The sequence below is a fragment of the Streptosporangium sp. H13245 genome (assembly GCF_055690525.1).
Window position 1 is genome coordinate 125,348 of the sequence record NZ_JBSZKT010000012.1, and the last position, 18,152, is coordinate 143,499.

15 protein-coding genes are annotated in these 18,152 nt (G+C 71.1%); 8 read left to right on the plus strand and 7 right to left on the minus strand.

Going from position 1 to position 18,152, the window contains the following annotated elements:
- Positions 1-750: 750 nt before the first annotated feature.
- From ACW9TB_RS20305 to ACW9TB_RS20315, 3 genes are all read left to right on the plus strand, one after another.
- Entirely contained in the window at positions 751-1,578 is an 828-nt protein-coding gene (locus tag ACW9TB_RS20305) for an NmrA family NAD(P)-binding protein (protein ID WP_472749589.1), read from the plus strand.
- A 635-nt stretch (positions 1,579-2,213) separates the two neighbouring features.
- Entirely contained in the window at positions 2,214-4,139 is a 1,926-nt protein-coding gene (locus ACW9TB_RS20310) for an APC family permease (protein ID WP_472749590.1), read from the plus strand.
- Positions 4,140-4,193: 54 nt separating this feature from the next.
- Positions 4,194-5,036 carry a class I SAM-dependent methyltransferase gene (locus ACW9TB_RS20315; protein ID WP_472749591.1) on the plus strand — a complete coding sequence of 281 codons (843 nt, stop codon included), beginning with the start codon at positions 4,194-4,196 and terminating at the stop codon, positions 5,034-5,036.
- A gap of 288 nt (positions 5,037-5,324) precedes the next feature.
- Here ACW9TB_RS20315 and ACW9TB_RS20320 read toward each other — a convergent pair whose 3' ends face one another.
- The 6 genes from ACW9TB_RS20320 to ACW9TB_RS20345 all read right to left on the minus strand — a co-directional run bounded on the left by ACW9TB_RS20320 (position 5,325) and on the right by ACW9TB_RS20345 (position 11,705).
- On the minus strand, positions 5,325-5,708 hold the full coding sequence (locus ACW9TB_RS20320) for a hypothetical protein (RefSeq protein WP_472749592.1): 384 nt from the start codon (positions 5,706-5,708) through the stop codon (positions 5,325-5,327).
- 131 nt (positions 5,709-5,839) lie between these two features.
- Positions 5,840-7,123, minus strand: a complete 1,284-nt coding sequence (locus tag ACW9TB_RS20325; RefSeq protein WP_472749593.1) for a Gfo/Idh/MocA family oxidoreductase — start codon at positions 7,121-7,123, stop codon at positions 5,840-5,842.
- Positions 7,124-7,249: 126 nt separating this feature from the next.
- On the minus strand, positions 7,250-8,512 hold the full coding sequence (locus ACW9TB_RS20330) for an ABC transporter substrate-binding protein (protein WP_472749594.1): 1,263 nt from the start codon (positions 8,510-8,512) through the stop codon (positions 7,250-7,252).
- Between the two features lie 33 nt (positions 8,513-8,545).
- Entirely contained in the window at positions 8,546-9,406 is an 861-nt protein-coding gene (locus ACW9TB_RS20335) for a carbohydrate ABC transporter permease (RefSeq protein WP_472749595.1), read from the minus strand.
- Positions 9,390-10,370, minus strand: coding sequence for a carbohydrate ABC transporter permease (locus ACW9TB_RS20340; protein ID WP_472749596.1), 981 nt, complete (start codon positions 10,368-10,370; stop codon positions 9,390-9,392). The genes ACW9TB_RS20335 and ACW9TB_RS20340 overlap by 17 nt, the downstream gene beginning before the upstream one ends.
- 372 nt (positions 10,371-10,742) lie before the next feature.
- The gene (locus ACW9TB_RS20345) at positions 10,743-11,705 is read right to left on the minus strand and encodes a LacI family DNA-binding transcriptional regulator (RefSeq protein ID WP_472749597.1); all 963 of its coding nucleotides are present in this window, start codon (positions 11,703-11,705) and stop codon (positions 10,743-10,745) included.
- A gap of 147 nt (positions 11,706-11,852) precedes the next feature.
- On the opposite strand from ACW9TB_RS20345, the gene ACW9TB_RS20350 reads away from it, so the two are divergent.
- From ACW9TB_RS20350 to ACW9TB_RS20365, 4 genes are read left to right on the plus strand one after another with little or no spacing between them, the layout of a single operon-like run.
- Positions 11,853-12,740: an NAD-dependent epimerase/dehydratase family protein gene (locus ACW9TB_RS20350; RefSeq protein WP_472749598.1), complete on the plus strand. Its 888-nt coding sequence runs from the start codon at positions 11,853-11,855 to the stop codon at positions 12,738-12,740.
- A 13-nt stretch (positions 12,741-12,753) separates the two neighbouring features.
- The gene (locus ACW9TB_RS20355) at positions 12,754-13,620 is read left to right on the plus strand and encodes a 5-dehydro-4-deoxyglucarate dehydratase (RefSeq protein WP_472749599.1); all 867 of its coding nucleotides are present in this window, start codon (positions 12,754-12,756) and stop codon (positions 13,618-13,620) included.
- Entirely contained in the window at positions 13,617-14,660 is a 1,044-nt protein-coding gene (locus ACW9TB_RS20360) for a mandelate racemase/muconate lactonizing enzyme family protein (RefSeq protein WP_472749600.1), read from the plus strand. Before ACW9TB_RS20355 ends, ACW9TB_RS20360 begins: the two co-directional genes overlap by 4 nt.
- A complete protein-coding gene (locus tag ACW9TB_RS20365) occupies positions 14,657-16,660 on the plus strand; it encodes a DUF6807 family protein (protein WP_472749601.1) in 2,004 nt (667 codons plus the stop codon). The genes ACW9TB_RS20360 and ACW9TB_RS20365 overlap by 4 nt, the downstream gene beginning before the upstream one ends.
- A gap of 62 nt (positions 16,661-16,722) precedes the next feature.
- Here the strand turns inward: ACW9TB_RS20365 and ACW9TB_RS20370 are convergent, their stop codons facing one another.
- Positions 16,723-17,433: a spermidine synthase gene (locus ACW9TB_RS20370; RefSeq protein WP_472749644.1), complete on the minus strand. Its 711-nt coding sequence runs from the start codon at positions 17,431-17,433 to the stop codon at positions 16,723-16,725.
- A 286-nt stretch (positions 17,434-17,719) separates the two neighbouring features.
- On the opposite strand from ACW9TB_RS20370, the gene ACW9TB_RS20375 reads away from it, so the two are divergent.
- Positions 17,720-18,058 (plus strand): cupin domain-containing protein, encoded by a 339-nt coding sequence (locus ACW9TB_RS20375; RefSeq protein WP_472749602.1) that lies wholly within the window; start codon positions 17,720-17,722, stop codon positions 18,056-18,058.
- The last annotated feature ends 94 nt before the right edge of the window (positions 18,059-18,152 follow it).

Consider the following 18,152-nt stretch of genomic DNA (forward strand, 5'->3'; position numbering starts at 1 on the left):
CGGGCCGTTCTCGCAGGGTGGAACGGTCCAGGATGGGAGGGAATGTCGACTGTTGGTGGTGGGAGACGGTGCGAGCGGGTCTCGCTGCCCCTGTTCACGTCCTGTTCAAGCGCTGTGAAGCAGTCCGGCGACGGTGTCACCGACAATCAGGATCTTAAGGAAACCCGTTGTGAACGAATCGCGATTAATTCGACTGGAACTTTACCCGCCACATACGTTGGCACGCCCGTCATGTAAGCGACCTAATCATTGATGACAGGAGGGGCGCAAGACCTCGGATGCAGGTGGAGTGGCAGATTCCGGCCACAGTTACCTGCGGGTGGTGATTGGGATGGGAGATGTTCGGTGAGTCCCAGCGGTTTTGGATCTTATGAGTTTTTGTCACGAACTTGGATCAAGCTCGGCATTTGCGGCCGACACCCCGGCGGGTGATCCAATTAAAGGCGCATATTTCATGTTTTCGGTCGCTGTCGGGGTCACCGAGACCCCGGACGGCGTCATTCCCGGACGGCATCGTTCTCAGACTGCCGTCCCGGACCTGTGAGCGGTCGCCGCTGACGCCGGGCGTCACTGGGTGTCACCAGGCAGGCGGAGGGACCCCGTACCCCCGCGACGTCGCCGGGTGGCGGGCACCGCGCGGAGGGATCACCTGAGCGGGGCGTGTTCCGGAGGTCCTAGGCCCATGGTCCGATGCGGCGGACGCGGGACGGGACATAGCGTCGGTGTCCCCGTCCAGAGAGAGGCTTGCCCATGACGTTTCTGGTGACCGGAGCGACAGGCCGGGTCGGCCGGTACGTGGTCGACCATCTGCTCCGCGAGGGTCGGAGCGTACGCGCGCTGACCAGGGACCCGGCCCGAGCCCGCCTGCCGGAGTCCGTGGAGGTGGTGCGGGGCGATCTCACCGATCCCGGAACGCTGGGACCCGCCTTCGACGGTGTCGAGGGCGTGCATCTGCTGACCATGGGCGGCGACGACTACGCCACGCTGCGGACCGGGCCCGAGCTGGTCGGCCTGGCGGAGAAGGCGGGGGTACGGCGGGTCGCGCTGCTGTGGAACGGCCAGGTGGGCCCGGTGGAGGAGGCCTTCGCGGCGAGCGGCCTCGAGTGGACCGGGCTGCGGCCGGTCGACTTCATGAGCAACACGCTGGCCTGGGCACCGGCCATCAGGGCGGAGGGCGAGGTGCGCGAGCCGTTCGCCGACGTTCCCGGCGGGGTCGTGGACGAGGCCGACGTCGGCGCCGTGTCGGCGGCGGTGCTCACGCGTGGCGGCCACGCGGGCAGGACGTACGTGCTCACGGGGCCCCAGACGCTCAGCCAGCGCCAGCGCCTGGCCGCGATCGCGGAGGCGACGGGCCGTCCGCTCCACCTCGTCGAGCTCACCGAGGAGCAGGCGCGACGGCGCTGGCGGGAGGCGGGACACGCCGAGGAACTCGTCGAACTGCTCGCCTCCTGGCAGGGCAACCCGCCCCCCGAGGCGACCGCCATCTCGCCCGCGGTACGTGAGATCACCGGCCGCGAGCCGCGTACGTTCGCGGCCTGGGCCGCCGAGCACGCCACCCACTTCGGCGCGGAGGCCTAGACCGGCTCCTGTCACCGAAAGCCGAAAGCCGAAAAGCTGAAAAGCCGAAAGCCGGGGCCCCGGGAGCCGTTCAGGGTTCGAAACAGGGTCTCAAGAGCGGTCCGGGGTTCCAGGCAGGGGTCCGGGGCGGCGGGGCGTTTCAGGGTTCCAGGATCCGGGGGTCCAGAAGTGACCCGGCAGGCCGGGAGCGGTCCGGGGGGCCAGGTGCGGCCCGGGAGCCGGGAGCGGCGCGGGAACCATAGCAAGACAGGTGCCGTCACGGTGAAGCGGGGTGAACCACAGCGAACCGGCGTCAAGAACGCGTATGGATCCGCATGATTTCCTAGGCGTCCGGTGACCGGACCGGTAGGGAATATGGCGTGTCTCGTCTTTCTCCCCAGCGATACCTCCCGGCCGCGCCTCGCCGTCCGGGACGACCCGTCGTCTCCTCGCCGGACGGTGACCGGTGGGCTTCGGCGCGTCACGGCGTCCCCTCGCCGCGGCTCCCCGGATCGTCCGCTCCGATCCTGCGGCTGTAGGGCGTGACCGGCGGCGAAGCCCGGCACCGGCACCCGGTGGGGGGCCGGTAGCGCGGCAGCGCGCCGTCAACGCCCCTTGGGAACCAGGCAACGATGTGTGTAGCACGGGGAGAGACAGTGGCAGGTACACCGGCGTCGGCGCGGGCGGGCGCGGGGCTGCGGGGATGGTTGTTGAAGGGCCTGCAGCGCGCCGACCCCAGGACCGGCGTCCCGGACCACGAGGAGCCGCCGGAACACCGGCACTCCTGGTGGCAGGTGATGTGCCTGACGGGCGTGGACTACTTCTCCACCCTGGGCTACCAGCCGGGCATCGCCGCGCTGGCTGCCGGGGCGCTCAGCCCGGTCGCCACCGTGCTGCTGGTTGCGCTCACCCTGTTCGGCGCGCTGCCGACCTACCGGGCGGTGGCCGAGCAGAGCCCCAACGGCCTGGGCTCGCTGTCGATGCTGGAGCGCCTGCTGCCCGGCTGGCGCGGCAAGCTGCTGGTGCTGTTCCTGCTCGGGTTCGTCGCCACCGCGTTCATCGTGACCATCACCCTGTCGGCGGCCGACGCCACCGCCCACATCCTGCACAACCCGTTCGTCCCGCACTTCCTCTCCGGCTGGCAGGTGCCGGTCACGCTCGCGCTGATCGCCGCGCTCGGCGGGGTGTTCCTGGTCGGGTTCAGCGAGGCCATCTCGATCGCCGTCATCCTGGTGGTCGTCTACCTCACCCTGAACGTGGTCGTCCTGGTGACGGCCCTGCAGCACGTACTCGCCCATCCCGGGCTGGTCACCGACTGGCAGGCGGCGCTGACCAGCCGGGAGTCGAGCCCGATCGCGATGATCGCCGTCTCGCTGTACGTCATGCCCAAGCTCGCCCTCGGCCTGTCCGGCTTCGAGACCGGTGTGGCCGTGATGCCCCTGGTCAAGGGGGACCTCGCCCAGCGGATCGGCGGCGCGAGAAAACTGCTCACCACCGCGGCGATCATCATGAGCGTCTTCCTGATCGCCTCCAGCTTCGCCACCACCGTGCTCATCCCGGCCGCCGAGTTCGCCGAGGGCGGGGCGGCCAACGGGCGCGCCCTGGCTTATCTGGCCCACACCTACCTCGGTGACGGGTTCGGCACCGTCTACGACCTGTCCACGATCGCGATCCTGTGGTTCGCCGGGGCCTCGGCGCTGGCCGGGCTGCTCAACATCGTGCCGCGCTATCTTCCCCGGTACGGCATGGCCCCCGACTGGTCGCGCGCCGCCCGGCCGATGGTGCTGGTCTTCACCGCCATCTCCTTTCTCATCACGCTGTTCTTCGGCGCCGACGTGGAGTCCCAGGGCGGCGCCTACGCCACCGGCGTGCTCGCGCTGATCCTCTCGGCCGCCGTCGCGGTCACCCTGTCCGCCTGGACCGCCGGCCGCGTCCGGGTCGCGATCCCGTTCGGGATCATCACGCTGATCTTCGGCTACGCCACCGTCGCCAACATCATCGAACGCCCCGACGGCCTGGTGATCGCCCTGCTGTTCGTGCTGGCCATCGTGATCACCTCGCTGATCTCCCGGGCGACCCGCTCCACCGAGCTGCGTGTCACCAAGGTCACCCTGGACGACCTGGCACGCCGCTACATCAGCGAGTCCGGGGAGATCCGGCTGATCGCCAACGAGCCGCACGAGCGCGACTGCAAGGAGTACGTCGACAAGGCGCGCGAGGCGTGGGAACTGCACCGGCTGCGTACCGGCGAGGGCCTGCTGTTCCTGGAGGTGAGCGTCCCGGACGCCTCGGAGTTCGCCGGGGAGCTGCGCGTCGTCGGCGAGGAACGCCACGGCTTCCGCATCCTGCGGATGGAGAGCCCCACCATCGCCAACGCCATCGCCGCCCTGCTGCTCTATCTGCGCGACCAGACCGGCAAGACCCCGCACGTCTACTTCCACTGGGCCGCGGAGGGCAACCCCATCGGCGCGCTGCTGCGCTACCTCGTCTTCGGCGGCGGCGACATCCCGCCCCTCACCCGCGAGGTGCTGCGCCAGGCGGAGGCCGACACCGCCCGCCGCCCCCTGGTCCACGTCGGCTGACACCGGGCGCGGCAGGATGGTCGCGACACCGTAGGCTCGCGGAGGGAGATCGGCATGCCCGAGGGATGGCAGTGGGACGAGACCCTCTTCCGGGGAAGCGCGGCCCACTACGAGCGCGGACGGCTGCCGTACGCCCCGGGCTTCGCCGGGACGCTGGCCACGGCGCTCGGGCTGGACGGCCGGGGCCGGCTCCTCGACGTCGGCTGCGGGCCGGGCATCGTGACGCTCCCCCTGGCCCCGTTCTTCGCCGAGGCGGTCGGCGTCGACCCGGACGAGGACATGCTGGCCGAGGCCGGGCTGCGGGCCGGGCGCCACGGGGTGACCAACGCGCGCTGGGTCGCCGCCCGCGCCGAGGACCTGCCGGCCGGGCTGGGGGAGTTCCGGGTCGTGGTGTTCGCCCAGTCCTTCCACTGGACGGACCGGGACCGGGTCGCCGCGACCGTGCTGGAGATGCTGGAACCGGGGGGCGCGTTCGTCCACATGAGCGACCTCAAGGACCCGCCCCCCGAACCGGCCCCGCCGCTGCCCGCCCCTCCGTACGAGCGGATCGGCGACCTGGTGCGCCGCTACCTGGGCCCGGTGCGCCGCGCGGGGCGGGGGACGCTCGTCAACGGCACGCCCGGCCGGGAGGACCTCGTCCTGGAACGAGCCGGGTTCGGGGACTTCGAACGGCATGTCGTACCGGCGGGGGAGGTGGTCGGGCGCGTCGCGGACGACGTCGTGGCGTGGGTGTTCTCCCGGTCCGACTCCGCCCCGCACCTGTTCGGCGACAGGCTGGCGGACTTCGAGCGGGACCTGCGCGCGGTGCTGCGGGAGGCGTCGCCCGGCGACCGCTTCGCGGAGCGTCTCCCGGCGACGGAGATCATGACCTGGCGCAGGCCGCGGGGCGGGCGCTGACGGTGGTGCCATCGCCCCGCTCGCCCGCTCGCCCGCTCGCCCGCTCGCCCGCTCGCCCGCTCGCCCGCTCGTCTTCGAGCCGCCGGGCCCGCCGCCCGCTGGGTCGCGGAGGGGTGCCGGGGCGGTCGGCGGGGAAGCGGGAGGCCCGGTTTCGCCCGTACCCGCTTCCCCGCCCCGCCCCCTACGGCGGGCCCGCGTCCCCCGCCCGCCGCTCGCGAGGGTCCTCGGCGCCGTTTCCCGTGGGAAGGGAGCGTGAGGACCCGGGTGGCCTGTACTTTCGGGAGCCGGTCAGCACTCCCCGCGCCAGCGGACGCTGACGATCTCCATCGGCTCGTTGACGGTCCAGATGTAGTAATCGCCGGGGCCGGGGTAGTAGTGCACGCACTTGCTGTACGGGCCGGAGCCGTCCAGGCCCCGGTACCAGGTGACCAGCAGGTGATCCGCCCCGGGAAGAGGGCGGCCGTGGTTGAAGATGTAGGTGGTGCCCATCCTGCCGGACCAGTTTCCCGCCCTGGAGAAGGTGGTCGGGCTGGTGGGCCCGCCGGAGACGCAGAAGTGTCCGAGCGGGCAGCCCGGGGGCGGGCCGACGTCGGCGGCGGCCGGTGAGACGGTGGTCACGGCGACCAGCGCCGCCCCCGCGACGGCGCCGGCGATCTTCCGGGAAAAACGCATGGATCCCCCTTGTCGTGGTGATGCTGGATTGCTGACTAAAGGGTGGATCCGTCGGCGGCCTCACAGCCACACCTCGGCGACTTCACGTCCGAATAGCAGGGCTGCGCGTCCGAATAGCGGGGTTTCGCGGATCAGCTCGCGGGCCGGGTGCCGTCCTCGTCGAGGAGGACGGGCGCGCCGGTCGCGGCCGACAGGTTGGCCGAGATCCCGACCATCACGCTGGCGACGCCCGCGCGGTATCCCGCCTGGCGGCCCAGGGGATCCTCGCCCGCGCCGCGGAAGACGTCGTTCAGCATGAGGACGTCGCCGCCGCCGTGGCCGCCCGCGCCGGAGGAGACGTCCACCTCCTCGGGCTCGCTCCAGTGCCGGTGCACGACGAGCCGCTCGGAGGCGCCGGGGGCGTGGGCCTTGTCGGCGGCGGTCGGGTCGACCGCGGCTCGCGGCGGGGTCCAGGCGCGCTCGACGACCTCCAGCTCCAGCCGCCCCCCGGTGCCGTTGAGCGCCACCCGGTAGCCCTCGAAGGGGCCGTGGGCGTTGAGGGAGTAGGTGAGCGTCGCCCCCCGGGAGTATCCGGCGAGGACGGCCATGTTGTCCTCGATGGTCACGCCCTCGCCGAACACGTCCCGGTCGCGCAGGTAGCCGTCCTCGTGTTCGGCGTCCAGGTAGAGGCGCCTGAGCCGGGGGTCGGCGGAGAGGTCGAGGAGGTAGGGGTCGGTGCCGAGGCCCGGCGCGCCGTGGGCGCGTTCCGGCCGGTCGCGCAGGCCGCGGGCGCGGGCGTTTCCGGCCCCGTAGAACCGCAGCGCCGAGCGGGCGTAGACGGAGCGGGCGGTGTCGGCGAGCCACCAGTTGACCAGGTCGAAGTGGTGGGTGGACTTGTGCACCAGCAGGCCGCCGGAACCGGCCTTGTCGCGGTGCCAGCGGCGGAAGTAGTCGGCCCCGTGGATGGTGTCCAGCACCCACTCGAAGTGCACGGAGGTGACGTCGCCGATCGCCCCGTCGGCGACCAGCCGCCGGACGGCGCTGTTGCGCGGCGAGTAGCGGTAGTTGAAGGTGACGACGAGCCGCCCGCCGCTCCGTTCGGCGGCCTCGGCGATGGCCGCGCAGTCCTCGGCGGTGGTGCACAGCGGCTTCTCCACGATGACGTCCTTGCCCGCCTCCAGGGCGGCGACGACGTACCGGGCGTGGGTGGCGTCGACGGTGGCGACCACGACGGCGTCCGCGAGCCGCAGCATCGCGCCGTACTCGGACGGCGCGAAGCAGGGGACGTCGCGGCCGATCCGGTCGCGGTAGTAGCCGAGCCGGGTCCGGTTGACGTCGCAGAGGGCGACGATCTCGCCGGTGTCGCCCCACTCGCCGAGCAGCGCGTCGACGTACAGCTGCGCGCGGTGGCCGAGCCCGACGAAGGCGTATCGCATCGAGAACTCCATCGAGAGAAGGGGAGGAAGGGGGTGCCGTACGGCTCGGCGCGAGCCGTACGGCACGTCAGCGGGCGCCGGTCACCTGGTTCGCCTGGTCCACCTGGTCCACCTGGTCCACTTGGCTCACTTGGTGATGGCGGTGTTGGCCTCGGTGAGGAAGGACTTCGCCGCGTCGTCCGCGGAGGCCTTGCCGAACAGCACCGAGTCGGTGGCGCGCTTGAGGATGTCCTCCATCTCCATGGCGCCCTTCGGCGGGATCGAGATGGGGCTCAGCTCGCTCCTGATCGAGTCGATGAAGGCCAGCACCTTCTGGTCGGCCGGGGTCAGCTTGTCCTTGATGGCGGCGACGACCTTGGGGTTGGTCGGCAGGCCGCGGTCGCTGAGCAGGATCGCCCCGGCCTCGGGGTCGTTGACGAGGAAGCCGACGAACTTCTGGGCGGCGTCGGCCTTCTCGGTCTTGGACGAGATCGTGTAGTACATCGCGGGCTGCAGGAACATGCCCGCGGTGGCCGCGCCCTCGGCCTTGGGCATCCGCAGCAGGTCGAGCTCCTGGCCGGAGCCCTTGCTCAGCGCGGTGAGCTGGTTGCTCCACCAGCTGCCGAACGCGCTGGCGTTCGTGGCGAGCAGGGCCTGATCGACCTTGGTGCCGGTCTCCAGCATCTGGGCGGCGCCCGGACCGGCCTTGGTGGAGATGATCTTCTGCAGGAGGACCCACCAGTCCTTGACGGTCTGCTCCGACAGGCCGATCTTCCCGTCCTGGTAGAAGTTCTCCCCGCGCTGGGCGGCGAACAGCTGCAGGAAAGCGGGGTTCTCGTTGTACTCGGTGCCCCAGATCTTGCCGTCGCCCTTCTCGGTCACCTTCTGGGAGAGCGAGATGTACTCGTCCCAGGTCCAGGTCGTGTCGTCGGGGACCTGCTGGCCCGCCTTCTCCACCGTCGCCCTGTTGACGATCATCGGGAAGGTGTTGACGCCGGTGGGGATGGCGTACTGCTTGCCGTCGACCTGACCGGCCTTGAGCACCTCCTGGTCGAGGTCGGCGGTGTTGACCTTGCCGGTGAGGTCGGCGAGGGTGGCGCGGCCGGCGTACTCGGCGAGACCGCGGATCTCGATGGACATGACGTCCGGGGCGTCACCGGCCGCGGTCTTGGTGGCCAGCTTCTCGTAGTAGCTGTCCCAGTCGGAGAAGTCGCCTTCGATGTCGATCGTCGGGTTCTTCTTCTCGAACGCGGCGATGGCCGACTCCGTCAGTTTCTGCCGGGCGTCGCTGCCCCAGTACGAGAAGACGACCTTCGTCTTCCCGCCGGAGTCACCGCTGTCGTCGCCGCCGCACGCGGTGGCCGACACGGCGAGCAGGGTGAGGGTGGTGGCCGCCAGGATGCGCTTCATCGAGATACCTCCGGGAATGGGGGATGGGAGGGGTTATTTGAGGCCGGTGGTCGCCATGCCGCGGATGAGATACTTCTGGCCCGCGAGGAAGAAGCCGAAGATCGGGCCGAGCGAGATGATCGACATCGCGAACAGCGGACCCCAGGAGGACTCGCCGCTGGAGTCCATGAACTGCCGGAGCGCGACGGGAACGGTGAGGTTGTCGGAGTTGGTCAGGTAGAGGTTCTGGGTGAAGAAGTCGTTCCAGGTCCAGATGAAGGTGAAGATCGCGGTGGTCGCCAGCGCCGGGACGCACAGCGGCAGGATCACCCGGACGAACGTGCGCCAGTAGCCCGCGCCGTCGATCGCCGCCGCCTCGTCCAGCTCCCGGGGAAGCGTGCGGATGAACTGCACCATCAGGAAGATGAAGAACGCGTCGGTCGCGAGGAACTTCGGCGCGACGATCGGCCAGATGGTGTTGATCCAGTCGATCTTGGCGAACACGATGTACTGCGGGACGACCGTGACGTGGTGCGGCAGCATGATCGAGCCGAGCATGATCGCGAACCACATCCTCTTCAGCGGGAACTCCAGCCGGGCGAAGGCGTAGGCCGCGAGCGAGCAGGCGACCAGGTTGCCGACCACCGCGAGGGCGGTGACGACCGCCGAGTTCCACAGGTAGTAGCCGAAGGAGTGCTTGAGCGCGCCCCAGCCCTCGGTGTAGTTCCCGGCCGTCACCGAGGTCGGCACCAGCCCCGGCTCCCGGAAGATCAGCTCCTCGGGCTTGAGTGAGCTGGAGATCATCCAGAGCAGCGGGTAGAGCATGAACAGCCCGGCGGCGATGAGCAGCAGGTGCCTGACCAGGCGCGGGGCGGGCCGGAACAGGGCCGGCACGCGCTTACTTGTCGTCGCCATAGAAGACCCAGAATCGAGACATGAGGAAGTTGACGGCGGTCAGCGCGGCGATGATGAGCAGCAGCACCCAGGCCATGCCGGCCGCGTAACCCATCTCGTAGTTCTTGAAGCCCTTGATGTAGAGGTAGAGCGTGTAGAACAGGGTCGAGTCGACCGGTCCGCCGTTGCCGCCGCTGACGATGAACGACTGGGTGAAGGACTGGAACGACTTGATCACCTCCAGCACCAGGTTGAAGAAGATGATCGGGGTGAGCAGCGGCAGGGTGATCGAGCGGAACTTCCGCCATCTGCCGGCGCCGTCGACCGAGGCCGCCTCGTACAGGCTCCGCGGGATCTGGCGGAGCCCGGCCAGGAAGATGACCATCGGGGCGCCGAACGTCCAGACGTGCAGGATGATCAGCGTCCACAGCGCGGTGTCGGGGCTGGTCACCCAGCCCTGGCCCTCGTAGCCGAACAGGCCGAGGAACGAGTTGACGATGCCGTCGGTCCCGAAGATCTTCCGCCAGAGGATCGAGATCGCCACGCTGCCCCCGAGCAGTGAGGGCAGGTAGAAGATCGAACGGTAGAACGGCAGGCCGCGCAGCCCCCTGTCCAGCACGAGCGCCAGCGCCAGGGCGAAGGCCAGCTGCAGCGGGACGGACACCACCACGTACGTGGTCGTCACCCGCAGCGAGGCCATGAACCGGTCGTCCTCGACGAACATCTTCTCGTAGTTGTCGAAGCCCACCCAGTGGGCCTCGCTCAGCAGGCTGTAGTCGGTGAACGACAGGTAGAGCGAGGCGATCATCGGGCCGAGCGTGATCGCGAACAGGCCGACGAACCAAGGGGCCAGGAACAGGTAGGCCGCCAGTGCCTGCGATCGGCCGCGGGGGCTCTTGAGACGCCCGGGGTGGGGGGCGCCCGCCTTTTCCGGGGGCGCGACCGGCACCTCGGCCGTCCCCGCCGGTGCGGGACTCAGCGTCATCACTGGCCCTTCGGGGAGTTGGTGAATGGGATGCGCTTTTCCTATAGCTTCACGAACTAAGACGTCAACCCTTTGCAGTGAGCTGGATCACGAATCGTGACGTTCGGTTTTGGTGTTATCCCAGCTCAGGTGAGATATGCCCTGTCAGGAGCCCGGTGGAAAAATCTCGCTCGATCGCGAGTTAGTACAACCGATTGCAGCTGTGAGGTGGGGTTTTCCGTCGCTGCGGGGAGCGGGGAACACCCGGTGGGCGGCCTTGGTGGGAGCGGTTCCATCCCTGGGGGCGCCCTCTAAGACAAAAAGCCGGACATCGTGGTCGCCGGGCGAAATATCATCATTTTCTGGGCGGGGGGCCGCCTCAGCCGGTGAACCTCACGGCGTGTTCCGGGGAGGCGCGGTGGAGTCGCGGACCACCAGATGGGTCTCCAGGACGGTCGCGGCGCTCATCGACTGGATGAGGAGGTCGACCGCCATCCGGCCGGCGTCGCTCGCGGGCATCGCGACCGTGGTGAGCTTGGGGCGGTGCAGCCGCCCGGTGATGCTGTCGTCGAAACCGATCACGCTGACGTCGCCCGGCACGTCGACACCGAGGGTCTCCAGCCCCCCGATGAGGCCGATGGCGACGAGGTCGTTGTAGGCGAGCACGCCGGTCACCCCGGCCTCGGCGACCTTGGCCGCGGCGGCGATGCCGCCCTCCTCGGTGGGGGAGTTGGGGCCGATGACGACCGTGTCGAGACCGGGCATCTCCGTGACGGCCTTGCGGATCTCGCCGCTGGTCCACGACCCGGCCGGGCCCGTCACCACGGCGACGCGCCGGTGGCCGAGCTCCACGAGGTGCTCCATGGCGGCGCGGGCGCCGTTGGCGACGTCCATCACGACCGTGGTCAGCCCGCGGATGCGCCGGTTGACCAGCACGAACGAGACGCGTTCCGAGAGCTTCTCCAGGGCCTTGTTGGACAGGCGCGGGCTGCACAGCACGATGCCGTCGACCTGCTTGGAGAAGGCCAGTACGAGGTTCTCCTCCTCGGCGGGGTCCTCGCCGGTGTCGGCCACGAACAGGTGGTAGTCCTGGCGGCGGGCCGCGGCCTGCGCTGCCTTGATCAGCGGGGGGAAGAACGGGTTGGCCAGATCGGCCACGATCAGCCCGATGTTGTTGGTCCGGCCCGTCTTGAGCGAGCGGGCCGCCCGGTTGGGCCGGTAGTCGAGCTGCTCGGCCGCGGCCAGCACCCGGGTCCGGGTCTCGGCGTTCACCAGATGGGGCGCCGAGAAGGTTCGGGAGACCGTCGACACGTGGACGCCCGAGGCGTTGGCGACATCCCGAATGGTCACTGACATGCCGCACACCCTAACGCAATCGTTTGCAGATAGGTAAACCATCCTGAGACCGGTTGCTGGTGATTGAGCCCGCTCACTTGACGTATTGTCCCGCCGGACGCGATTGTTTACTGCAACTGATTGCAGTCTTCCAAAGGAGTCCACACGGTGAGCAGAGTGCTCGTCACCGGCAGCGCGGGTCGGCTCGGACGCAGCGTGGTCACCTCGCTCGCGGCGGCCGGACACGAGGTGATCGGCGTGGACAGCGCGCCGGGAACCCCGCGCGAGGCCGCCTCGGCCCTTCCCGCGGATCTCACCGACCTGGGCGAGGCTCACTCGGTGATCGCGCAGTTCCGGCCGGAGGCGGTAGTGCATCTGGCGGCCGTCGCGGTGCCGTTCAGCCGCCCCGAGCCCACCACGTTCCGCGTCAACACCCAGCTCGCCTTCAACGTCTGCGCGGCCTCGGTCGCCCTCGGCGTGGAGAAGCTCATCGTGGCCAGCAGCCCCACGGTGATCGGATACGGCGCGCCGGGCGGCTGGACCCCCGCCTACCTGCCGCTGGACGAGGACCACCCGACGGAACCCTGGAACGCCTACAACCTGTCGAAGATCGTGGCCGAGCAGACCATGCGGACGTTCGCCCGGACCACCGAGACCACCCGGATGGCCGCGGTCCGCCCCTGCTTCGTTGTCGCGCCCGAGGAGTGGGAGGGCGCCCCCACCCAGTCCGGGCACACGATCACCGAACGGCTGAACCGGCCCGAGATAGGCGGGGTCTCCCTGTTCAACTACCTCGACGCCCGCGACGCCGGGGACTTCGTCGACACCCTGCTCACCAGGCTCCCCCTGCTGGAGACGAACGGCGAGGTCTTCTTCGCGGGCGCGGCCGACGCCCTGGCGCGCGAGCCGCTGGCCGAGCTGCTGCCGGCCGTCATGCCGGAGACGAAGGCGTTCGCCGCCCACCTGACCGGCACCGCCCCCGCTTTCTCCTCCGCCAAGGCCGAGCGGCTGCTCGGCTGGACCGCCAAGCGCAGCTGGCGCACCGAACTCTCCTGAAAGAGACCCGACCATGAACCTCGATGGTGTCCTTTTCTTCCCCGTCACCCCCTTCGGCCCGGACGGCGAACTCGCGCCCGGCGTGCTGGCCGACCACGTCCGGCAGGGACTTGAGCACCGGCCGGGCGGCGTGTTCGCCGCCTGCGGGACCGGCGAGTTCACCGCGCTGTCGCAGGCCGAGCACGCCGAGGCCGTACGGGTGGCCGTGAAGACGACCGCCGGGGCCGTCCCGGTGTTCGCCGGGGCGGGCGGGCCGATCGGCGCGGCACTCGCCCAGGCGCGGGCCGCCCGCGAGGCGGGCGCCGACGGGCTGCTGCTCATGCCGCCCTACCTCGCCCAGGGACCCGGCTACCCCGCCTACGTACGGGCGATCGCCGCCGAGCTCCCGGTGGTCATCTACCAGCGCGGGCCGATCGCGCTCGAACCGGAGGCCGCGGTCGAGCTGGCCGCGATCCCCGGCGTCATCGGGCTGAAGGACGGCCTCGGCGACATCGACCGGATGCAGCGGATCGTGCTGGCCGTCCGGGAGGCCCGCCAGGACTTCCTGTTCTTCAACGGGCTGCCGACCGCCGAGCTGACCCAGCCCGCCTACCGGGCGCTCGGCGTCGGCCTGTACTCCAGCGCGGTGTTCTGCTTCGCCCCCGAGATCGCCAACGCCTACCTGAACGGCGACGAACGGCTGCTCACCGAGTTCTACGCGCCGCTGGTACGGCTGCGCTCCAAGGTGCCGGGCTACGCGGTGTCGCTGGTCAAGGCCGGGGTGCGGCTGCGCGGCCTGGACGCCGGCCAGGTCCGGCCGCCGCTGGTCCCGGTGGCGCCCGAGCACGAGGCCGAGCTCGAGGCACTGATCAAGTCGGGACTCGCCCTGGTCGCGTCATGATCAAGGACCTGACGGTCACGCCGCGCTCGGTGCCCCTGGCCCGGCCCTGGGGACCGGACGTGCCCCGCAACCACGCGCTGCTCGTCACGATCGCGCTGGACGACGGGCGGCACGGTACCGGGATGGCCTGGACGCCGCAGATCGGGGCCCAGGCGATCAAGGCCCTGCTGGAGCACGACATCCGCGACGCGGTGATCGGCCTGCCGCCGCATCCGGAGCTGGTGTGGGACCGGCTGTCGGCCCACCTCGCCGAGGCGGGGCGGGCCGGGATCGTCCCGATCGCCCTGGCCGGGGTGGACCTCGCGCTCTGGGACCTGCGCTGCGGCGAGCGACCGCTCGTCGAGGTCCTCGGCGCCCGGCGCGCGAGCGTCCCCGTCTACGGCAGCGGGGTCAACCTCCACTACTCGCTGGAGGAACTCCGGGCGCAGGCCGGACGGTGGGTCGCCACCGGATACACCGCGGTCAAGATCAAGGTCGGCCGCCCCTCGCTGGCCGAGGACGTCGAGCGGGTGGCGGCCGTCCGCGAGGTGATTGGCCCCGACCGGCTGCTGATGGTCGACGCCAACCAGCGATGGGACCTGCACCGGGCCAGGACCGCGCTGCGGGCCCTGGAGAGGTACGACCTGTTCTGGATCGAGGAACCGCTGCCCGCCGACGACCTCGCCGCCCAGGTGGAACTGCGGCGGAGCGTCGCCACCCCGGTCGCGGTCGGCGAGAACGTCGCCACCGTCCACGGGTTCCGCGACCTGCTGACCGGGGGCGCCTGCGACGTCGTCCAGCCGAACCTGGTACGGGTCGGCGGGATCACGCCGTTCCTGCGGATCGCCGAGCTCGCCCGCGCCTTCGGCGTCCCGGTCTACCCGCACCTGCTCACCGAGCTGTCGGGCCAGCTCGCCCTCGCGCTGCACCATCCCGCGATGGTGGAACGGGTGGAGGACGCCGCGCTGGCCGACCTCGGGCTGCTCGCCCCGCCCCTCCCGGTGCAGATCACCGGGCCGGAGCTGCGCGCGACCGGGGCACCGACGAGGTGGGCGCCGTGAAGCCGGTACGCGTGGTGGTCGCCGGGATCCACGGCCACGGGAGGAACCACCTGGCGAACGTCCGGCGGCTCGCCGCGTCCGGCCGGGCCGAGCTCGCCGGGGTCTGCGACACCCGCCCGGCGCCCGGCCTCGGCGTGCCGTGGTCGGCGGACCTGCCGTCGCTGATCGCCGAGACCGGCGCGGAGGTCGCGGTGATCGCGACGCCGATCCACACCCACGCGCCGCTCGCCGTCGCGGCCCTGCGGGCCGGGGCGCACGTACTGCTGGAGAAACCCCCCACGCCGTCGCTGGAGGAGTTCGAGCGGATCTCCGCCGCCGTGGCCGCGACGGGGCTGGCCTGCCAGGTCGGTTTCCAGTCGCTCGGCTCGGCCGCCGTCCCCTCGGCGGCCGGGCTGCTGGGGGAGCCGATCCGCGGCATCGGCGTCGCCGGAGCCTGGACGCGCCCGTTCGCCTACTACGCGCGCGCCCCCTGGGCGGGGAAACGCCGGTTGGACGGCGTGGACATCATGGACGGCGCGCTGACCAACCCGTTCGCGCACGCGGCGGCCACCGCGCTGGCCGTCGCGGGAGCCGACACGGCCTCCTCGGTCGAGGGGGTCGAGCTGGAGCTGTACCGGGCCAACGCGATCTCCTGCGACGACACCTCCAGCGCCCGGCTCCGCCTCGCCGACGGCACCGTCATCGCGATCACCGTGAGCCTCTGCGCGGGCCGCCGGACCGAGCCCTACCTGCACCTGCACGGCGAGACCCGCTCGGCCCTGCTCTTCTACACCCTCGACGAGATCGAGGTGGACGGCGTACGCACCGGCTTCGACCGGGCCGACCTCCTCGGCAACCTCCTGGCGCACATCAGGGAGGGCGAGGAACTGCTGGTGCCGTTGGAGCGGACCGGCGGCTTCACCCGGCTGCTCGACGAGGTCCGGCGCGCCCCCGGCCCGCTGCCCGTCGACGGCTTCCGCGCCGAACCGTCCCGGCTGGTGCTGCCGGGCATCGAGGGCCTGGCCGTACGCGCGGCGGCGGAGCTGAGAACCCTGTCGGAACTCGGTTTCCCCGGCGACCTCGGCTCCGGGCCGGTCACCCGGCCGGAACCGGAACCGAAGCCGGTGCCGGGGGCGTGGGAATCGCGTCGTCCCGCCGACGCCGACGACGCCGACGAACCCGGGGGCGCCCCGCCGGCCGCCTGGCCGGAGACGGTGTTGCGAGTCGGTCCGAGGGAGGTCGCGACCTACGTCCAGCGGGGCGACCTGCAGCCGACGGACGCGCCCCGGCCCCATCTTCATCCGGTCCGCACCCTTCGCGGCACGGTCGTGACCGAGACCCAGCCCGCCGACCACGTGCACCACTTCGGGGCGAGCGTGGCGATCTCCGATGTCAACGGGGCCAACTTCTGGGGCGGCTCCACCTACGTCCCCGGCACCGGGCCGGTGATCCTCCCCAACCACGGGCGGCAGCGGCGGCGCTCACTGCGCCCCGTGGACGGCGGCTTCGCCGAGCGCCTCGACTGGATCGGGCCGGACGGCACCGTCCTGGCCGCCGAGGAGCGGACCCTCACCGCCCGTGCCCTGCCCGGCGCCTGGGCACTGGACGTCGCCTTCACGCTGCACAACCGGACCGGCGAGCCGCTGTCGATCCAGAGCTCGGCCTGCAAGGGCCGGACCGGCGCCGGTTACGGCGGGTTCTTCTGGCGCGCGCCCGGCGACTCCACCGGGCTGGACGTCTTCGCCGACGGCGCCTCCGGCGAGCGGGCCGCGCACGGCAGCCTCTCGCCCTGGCTGGCGCTGACCTCCGACGACTGGAGCCTGCTGTTCGTACAGACCCTCGGGCTCGACCCGTGGTTCGTCCGCGTCGCCGAGTACCCGGGCGTCGGACCGGCCCTGGCCTGGGACGCGCCGCTGAGCGTCCCCGACCGGCTGGAACGCGCGATCACCGTCGTGGTCGCCGATGGACGGCTCACCGCCGGACGGGCCGCCGCCCTCGCCGCGGAACTCGCCGTCCCCTGAGGGCCCTCGTCGCGGGCGGCCGGGATCGGGCGGTCAGGGGGCGGTCGGCCGCTGGCTGCTGCTCATTTCGCCACGTAGACAGTGTTGGTGGCCTCCTGCCCCTGCAGGAAGTTGTGGAAGGTGACGACGTGCGCCTCCGAGCTCTCGAAGACCTCGGAGAGCGTCGCGGTGAAGCCGTCGTCCGGGGGGTCGTTCGACCACAGGCCCAGGACGCCGCCCGGACGGAGATGAGCGGCCACCCGGCGCAGGCCCTCGGCGGTGTAGAACGCGGCGTGGCTCGGATGCAGGACGTGGCGCGGCGAATGGTCGATGTCGACGAGCACGGCGTCGAAACGGGTATCCGGCGCCTCGGGGTCGAAACCGGACGAGGCGGCGGCCATCGCGAAGAAGTCACCGTTGACCAGGCGGCAGCGAGGATCCGCCGCCAGCCCGGCACCGAGCGGCAACAGCCCCCGCTCGTGCCACTCGATCACCTCGTGCAGCGCCTCCACGACGACGAGCGACCGTACGCGGGAATGCTCCAGCACGGCATGCGCCGTGTAGCCGAGCCCCAGGCCGCCGACGACGACGTCGAGATCCGCGCCCGGCAGCGCCGCCAGCCCGAGCCGGGCGAGCGCGATCTCGGCCACCGTGAACAGGCTCGACATGAGGAAGTCGTCGTCGAGCTTGATCTCGTAGACGTCGACGCCGAGCGAGGGCTCCCGGCGGCGCCGCAGGCTCAGCTCTCCCAGCGGCGTCGCGCGCCAGTCGATCTCCTCGAAGCGCGCGCTCATCGGGCCCGGCCGTGGGGCGGGCCGGTGCGGTGCCCGGAGAACGGGTGCCTTCCGGCAGGTCGCGGCACCATGGATCACTCCCGCCGAGGCGTGCTTGGTCTTCACCGCGTTCAGCGTGGTGACGGACGATGCATCCTGTCACAACCGGGCCGTCGCGGCACGGAGGCAGGGCGCCGTACGGCGAGGGTGATCGGCGCGCACCCCACGGTACGGGTGCCGGTCCGCGTCCCGTACCCGGGGTGAGATCCCGGGACGTGGGCGGGCCGGGGCTGGCTATGCTTCCGCCATGCAGATCATCGAAGGCGCGGGGGCCTGGACGCCCCCCGCCGCCGGAGCGGCCAAGTCCTCGGTGGAGCACCTGAGAGTGCCGGACCTGTCGGTGGAGACGTACTGCGTCCCGGCGGGCGGGACCGACCCCCAGAGCCCGCACACCGAGGACGAGCTCTACGTGGTCACCGCGGGGCGGGCCAGGATCGTGACGCCGGACGCCAGCGCCGAGGTGGGCCCCGGTTCGGTGATCTTCGTACCGGCGGGCGAGGAGCACCGGTTCGTCGAGGTGACCGAGGACCTGGCGGTGCTGGTGGTGTTCGGCCCGGCGTACGGCTCGCGCGCACCGGGCCGGTAGGCCCCCGGAGGACCACCGCCGCGTCTCCGCCGGAGGGTCCGCGTCGGTCCGCGTCTCCGAGGTCCTCGAACGGGTCCTCCGGACCGGTGGGATG